General features: G+C 39.9%; 5 protein-coding genes. All 5 read right to left on the bottom strand.

Translation table 11 applies throughout. The features are described from left to right. Window positions 1–1,150: 1,150 nt before the first annotated feature. On the bottom strand, window positions 1,151–2,335 hold the full coding sequence (locus Q7U95_RS06530) for a phosphopentomutase (RefSeq protein WP_308752935.1): 1,185 nt from the start codon (window positions 2,333–2,335) through the stop codon (window positions 1,151–1,153). 430 nt (window positions 2,336–2,765) lie between these two features. Beyond that, window positions 2,766–3,659 carry a site-specific tyrosine recombinase XerD gene (gene xerD / locus Q7U95_RS06525; RefSeq protein ID WP_308752933.1) on the bottom strand — a complete coding sequence of 298 codons (894 nt, stop codon included), beginning with the start codon at window positions 3,657–3,659 and terminating at the stop codon, window positions 2,766–2,768. After that, on the bottom strand, window positions 3,656–4,225 hold the full coding sequence (locus tag Q7U95_RS06520; RefSeq protein ID WP_308752930.1) for an NUDIX hydrolase: 570 nt from the start codon (window positions 4,223–4,225) through the stop codon (window positions 3,656–3,658). The genes xerD and Q7U95_RS06520 overlap by 4 nt, the downstream gene beginning before the upstream one ends. Next, window positions 4,212–5,309, bottom strand: a complete 1,098-nt coding sequence (locus tag Q7U95_RS06515; RefSeq protein WP_308752928.1) for a DUF3866 family protein — start codon at window positions 5,307–5,309, stop codon at window positions 4,212–4,214. The genes Q7U95_RS06520 and Q7U95_RS06515 overlap by 14 nt, the downstream gene beginning before the upstream one ends. Then, window positions 5,306–6,430, bottom strand: a complete 1,125-nt coding sequence (locus Q7U95_RS06510; protein WP_308752926.1) for a M20/M25/M40 family metallo-hydrolase — start codon at window positions 6,428–6,430, stop codon at window positions 5,306–5,308. Before Q7U95_RS06510 ends, Q7U95_RS06515 begins: the two co-directional genes overlap by 4 nt. Window positions 6,431–6,433: the final 3 nt, after the last annotated feature.

The following is a 6,433-nucleotide window of genomic DNA, read 5'->3' as shown; positions in this document are numbered from 1 at the left end:
CGTTTCATCAACGTCTAAACCCCTGATATAGCAAGCCATAAGAAAAGCCGACATTTGGTAATCGGTGATTTCCCCCTCAACAAATCCTTGCACCATAAATCCAAGCTCTTTTGACGTAAGTTTTTCACCATCACGTTTTTTGGCTATTACATCATATGCCCTCATTTTACGCCTTTCATAGAGGAAATAATCTAATCGTGACGATATCAGAAAGTGCGATTTCTAACAAGTTTTAAGTTTATATTAAATTTTTAAAAAGAGGTATTAAAAAAATTCCGGGTTAATAAGCTTAATTTTAACCCTTTAAGAGATCTATCGCCTGTTTAAAATAAGTGTTTTTAACGAGGTTCCATTCCTTGTGGGTAAACTGCAAATTATGTTTAATAAAATATCAATTTAGCTGATAAACTGTCTGGTTATTCAAATAAGATTGCCATGTTGCCTACGACTCCATTGGAAAGTGCAAATTGTAAATTTAAAAACATTTTAAAACCTTGAGATTGCCGCGTCACTAACGCTCCTCGCAATGACCAGCCGTCAGCAATGGACTTCCAGCTATTAGCTACCAACCAGCTGTTATCTGTTAGATACTAATTGCCATATCATTTAAATACAACCGCCAGTCTCCAGTTTCCATCCTCCATGAAAGTTAAAAGAGCTGTTTGTTGATTTTGGTCTTTTAAAACCCGGGTGGGTTGTTTATTGGCGACCCTCCAGAGGCGGGCAGGCATATGAGCACGCTATTTTTTATTTATGTGCCGTATCTACTTAACGCCATATCATTTTTAGGCGCCGTGCCTACCGGCAGGCAGGGAGAAATAGGTTGTTCAGGAAATAAGCCGAAGCTGTTTGAGTCAGGCTTATATCCGTCTTACAACGCAGTTGGGAGCTTTGGCTTTTTGAAGCCAAAGGGAAGGATATAGTTTAGCCTGACGAGTTCTGCAGGCGCCTGAAGAACCGATATTTTGGAGCCGTTCAAAAAATGATCGGCTGCCCTTCTTTTGCTTCGTTTTCTTAGGCGAGTAAGAAAATGAAGGAACCAGTCTTCGCACTGTAAGAGTCGAATGAATAAGGAGGTAAACCAGAGCCTTGGAGCAACCCACAAAGAAAGTTTATTCTTTAAAAATACAAAAAATAATAGTGGTTATCTCTAAATCACTATTATTTCAGCAAAACTTTCTCCTTCAACCAGTGCCTTAAAACCCATAAGTTCAGCTACGGTCTTCCCTAAATCGGAGAAAGACTTTCTAATACCAAGATTAACTCCCGGTTTAATTCTTTCTCCATAAACAAGTAATGGAACGTATTCTCTGGAGTGATCGGTATTTGGGGTCGTTGGATCGCATCCGTGGTCCGCGGTAAATATAAGGATGTCATTTGGCTTTAGGTTCTCGATGATTTCCGGAATTCGTTTATCAACATCTTCTAATCCCTTAGCATAACCCTCCGGATTATTTCGATGGCCCCAGAGCATGTCGAAATCTACAAGATTCGTAAAGATAATTCCCTTATCTTTTTTATCCATATAAGCCAGCGTTTTATCTACCCCATCCATATTGTTATCGATGTGCACCACCTCAGTTATTCCCTGGTTGACAAATATCTCGCTTATTTTGCCGACAGCAAACACTTTTAATCCCGCATCTATCGCATAGTCTAAAACTGTTTTGCCTGGAGGTTTGACGGAATAATCACGTCGCTCAGATGTACGAACAAAACTACCCGGTTTTCCTGTGAAGGGCCTGGCAATTACCCGGCAAACGCTGTGCTTGCCTCTTAAGATATTTCGAGCAATTTCACACATCTTATAAAGCTCATTTAACGAAACAACCTCTTTGTGCGCGGCAATTTGGAAAACGCTATCTGCCGATGTATAAACTATGGGATACCCTGTTTTTACGTGTTTTTCGCCCAATTTTTTAATTATTTCGGTGCCGGAAGCAGGTTTGTTGCATAAAATTTTTCGGCCGATTTTCTTTTCAAATTCATCAATTACTTCTTTTGGAAAACCATTTGGATAAACCGGAAAGGGATTGGGAAGGTGGAGCCCCATAAGCTCCCAGTGACCTGTGGTTGTGTCTTTGCCTGCTGATTTCTCGGCCATTTTGCCAAATGAGGTCAATGGGGTTCTTGACGGCTCAACGCCTTCAACGTCGATGATATTTCCAAAGCCGAGCTTTTGAAAGTTGGGAAGTTTTAACCCTCTAACTGCTTTGGCGGTGTTCGCAAGTGTGTTACTTCCCTTATCGCCATACTTGTAAGCATCAGGAAGCTCTCCAACACCTACACTGTCTAACACTATGATTATTGCTCGATTAAATTTTGATTTTTGCAAACAAATTCTCCTTTGTTCAGTTGGTAGTTATAAATTGATAATTGACAGTTTAGAGATTGCCACGTCGCCTACGGCTCCATTGTAAAATGAAAATTGGAAAGTGCAAATTGTAAATTTAAAAACATTTTAAAACCTTGAGATTGCTTCGGTCATTACACTCCTTCGCAATGATGCGTGAGCTTGAGATTGCTTTGTCGCTACCGCTCCTCCCGCCTATCTGAGACAGTTACCGGCGGGCAGGCGCAATGACGAATGGGAACTTTTCACCCCCACCTTAATCCTCCCCCGTCAAGGAGGAGGGAATTAAATCTCTGTGCCCTTTCTCTGCTCATATTTTGTTTTCCTGAAGGCTTACAACTGATGGCTGCCAGATGCTGATCTGTATTAGATATCAGGGAGGCTGATTTCCTTTCCCCCATTACCCTTGCTTTTATTTCTTCCTCGCTCTCGGATGATTCATCATATAGACTTCTTTCAAATGTTCCCGGCTCACATGGGTATAGATTTGAGTGGTTGATATATCCGCATGGCCAAGCATCTCCTGAACGGAACGCAAATCGGCTCCTGCTTGTAATAAGTTAGTTGCAAAGGAGTGACGCAGTGAATGAGGATGAATGTTCTTCAAACCGGCTTGTCCGGCATATTTATTCAAGAGCTTCCAACAACCTTGCCGGGTCAATCTCCCGCCCCGTTGATTTAGAAAAAGCGCGCTGCCGTAACGTCCTTTTGTCATCTTTATCCTGCCGTTTTTTATATAATTAGAAACAGACTCTAAGGCATAAGAACCTATCGGCACAATGCGTTCTTTGGAGCCTTTCCCAAAAACACGAATATAACCGGACTCAAAATCTATATCTTCAACGTTTAAAGAAACCAGCTCAGATACCCTAATTCCCGCACCATAAAGAAACTCTAAAATTGCTTTATCTCTTAGCCCGGCCGGAGTGACACCATTCGGCTGATTGAGTAAATTTATTATTTCGTCAACTGAAAATACCCTTGGAAGTTTTCGGGGAACTTTAGGAAATTTAAGATTTACAGTGGGAAAATTTTCCGTTACCCCTTCTTGAACCAAAAACTTGTGAAATGTTTTTATTGCCGCCACGTTTCGAGATATTGTGCTAGCAGCTAAACCTTTTTTTTTAAGTTTAGTTAGGTAATCCAAAATGATTTGATAATCTATTTTATCGGCCGAGCTAATGTTTTTTTTCTTAAGAAACTCAAGATAATTTGTTAAATCTCTTTTGTAAGCCTCAATTGAATTCTTTGCTAAACCTTTTTCGACACTTAGATAATTTAAATAATTTCTTAATAGTTCTTTCATGACTTATCTTTTTGATTTTTAAGAATTTTTTCGGCCAAACAAAAGCCAATCATAGTTTTTGCGTCTTTAATTTCATTACTCATAACTAACTTTAAAGCATTTTCTAAAGAAACATGTTTTAACTCTAAAAATTCATCATCTTCGAGTTTCGTGTCTCCTTCTGTTAAGTCTTTCGCCAAATAGAGATGAAAGTATTCATTGCTGTTTCCCGGAGTAAGATAAAATTCAGCCATCTTGATAAATGTCTTGGCGGTATATCCCGTTTCTTCTTTTAATTCGCGGATAGCACAACTTAAAGGGCTCTCATCTTCGTCGAGTAATCCAGCCGGTATCTCCCAAATTACTTTATCGATGGGGTACCTGTACTGCTTAATTAGAACAACTTCATTATCCGATGTGACGGGCACTATGCCAACTGCCCCTTTATGTTCAACAACCTCACGCTCCACTATCTTTCCGTTGGGCAACTCAACCTCATCTAATCGCAAATTTAAAATTTTGCCCTTGAACATGACTTTAGATTTTATCTTTTTAAACTTTTTGTCAAAATACTCAGCTTCCGACAATCTTTTCACCTGATCTTTTCAGTAATCTCAGGGCATAAAGACCGGCGCAACCGGCTGCCTTAAAGAACTCCGGCTCTTCAGAAGAGGTTCTGCCCATCGTTGTTACTTTTAAATCATATTTTTCAAGTGAGGACAAAGTTTCGTCATTGGCCATGATCTCTATTTTGTGTTTGGAATTTACCCCGCACTGTCTAAACTGATTATTGACAATTTCCATCTTATCCGCGGACATTTCAGGCAAAGTGACCACAGAGCTTGCCAAAGCCACTTTAGATAAACAAGTAAGTGTATGATGACTTACTCCATAGTGCCGCTCTCGCTTGTCGCTAAAACTTATCCGGGGGATAGCTATGCTTTGACCATTTAAATTATGGACGGCATTAATAATTTCCCCCTGCTCAATACCGCTAAAACCCAAAGGGGTATCTGTTCCGGTAATTCCCGGCCCCATAATTACCACTGCAATATCTGCTTTAGCAACATATTTAGCGGCAATTAAACTGCTGTAAACATTTATCGCTTCATAGTCGCCGCCAAATGCATGACCTGCAGTTATGGTTGCATCAATAAGGTTTAATGTTTTGAGTTTATAAACCAGGTCGCTGAAAACGATGGGTAAAGCACCTCCATCCGTCATCACGTAAGCAATTTTAACCGAGGAATCGATATTTTTAATAGTAGCCGCAACAGCCGGTAACTGGCTATGAATGCTGCCGACTATAACTGGCATTCCTTTTAAGTCAGTGTTTTGCATAACTTTATGGTAGGGACTTTTTTGTTCTTCTACGGAAAGAAGTTTCAATTGGAGAGGCGTATATCTAAGTTTCATTATGTGGCCGGCCCCGGAAGCTTTTATGACATGATGTCTAAAGTTCCACAAAACAAAGTGTTTCCCGCCGGTTCCCAGATTAAGTTCAACTGCCGTCGTGTTTAAAACAACTCTGTCTCCAATAGCTATATCCCCAGTTAAAGAGTCTAAATTTACTGCAATACAAGTATCAACCTCAAGTTTAACTTTAATCTCTGTGAGGTCTTTTCTTCGTCTAACAATTTCATTTACAGTACCTTCTCTAAAATCAATCATATCTTATTTTGTAAAGCAATTTTTACAATCTCTAACAATACTTTGGTTAATGATTCAAGCTCTTTTACGGTAATTGATTCATCTTTCGAGTGAGGATTAACCATCCCTGTCGCTAAATTGACCGCGTCAATCCCTTTCTCGTTCAGCACGTTTGCGTCGCTCCCGCCGCCGGTTGTTACTAATTTGGGTGTCAAACCCGCCTTTTTAATAGCCTCCGAAGCAATGGCTATAGCTTTATTATCTGGTTTCAAGTTGTAACCGGTAAAACCGCGAACGGTATTAATTTTAACCTCGGCTCCAATATCTTTCGCGCTTTCGGTTAAACAATCCATTATATGTTCAGTTTGAGTTTTAAGTTTTTCCATTGAAAAACTCCTCACTTCGCCCTCAACGTAGGTCTCGGAGGCAACTACATTAAAGGACGTGCCACCTCTAATCACGCCAATATTTGCCGTAGTTTCTTCGTCTAATCTTCCCAGCTTCATCCTTGAAATTGCATTTGACGCCGCCTGAATAGCATTTATTCCGATTTCAGGTGAAATCCCGGAATGGGCTGATTTACCGATAAACTTTGCTTTTATGATATTTTGTGTAGGAGTTTGGGTAATTATCCCTCCAACCGGCCCCTCGCCATCCAAAACAAAAGCATAATCTGTCTTTAAATTTTTGTAATCTATATTTTTGGCACCAATACTACCCTTTTCCTCAGCTACCGTTAGAATTGCCATAATGTCACCATGTTCAATTCGCTCATAATTCAAAACTTCAACAAGTTCGATGATCGCAGCAATACCGGCTTTGTCATCAGCTCCTAATATTGTATCCCCAACACTTTGAATCACATCGTTTTCAACCATTACCTGAATGCCTTTGCCCGGCGAAACAGTATCCATGTGAGCCATAAATAAAATCCTCGGGACAGATTTATTTCCGGGAAATCTGATAATTAAATTTCCTGTATCGCTTTTAATCTGCTCCAGAGAAATGTCAACTCTTACGTCAATACCCATGCTCGCCATCTTATTGACAATAAAAGTTGCCAATTTTCCCTCTTTAAAACTTTCGCTATTAATTTGAGCAAGTTCGACAAAAGTTTTAACTAAACGAATGGGGTCAATCATTTT

The organism is Candidatus Oleimmundimicrobium sp. (genome assembly GCF_030651595.1).
Classification (GTDB): Bacteria; Actinomycetota; Aquicultoria; order UBA3085; family Oleimmundimicrobiaceae; genus JAUSCH01.
Note: the sequence above shows the minus strand (reverse complement) of the source record. Positions and strands in the feature narration are given on the sequence as shown.

What these genes read in the sequence shown, in the direction of transcription:
- Q7U95_RS06515 (WP_308752928.1), bottom strand. Translation starts at nt 5,309, where the DNA reads ATGATTGATTTTAGAGAAGGTACTGTAAATGAAATTGTTAGACGAAGA.
- xerD (WP_308752933.1), bottom strand. Translation starts at nt 3,659, where the DNA reads ATGAAAGAACTATTAAGAAATTATTTAAATTATCTAAGTGTCGAAAAA.
- Q7U95_RS06510 (WP_308752926.1), bottom strand. Translation starts at nt 6,430, where the DNA reads ATGATTGACCCCATTCGTTTAGTTAAAACTTTTGTCGAACTTGCTCAA.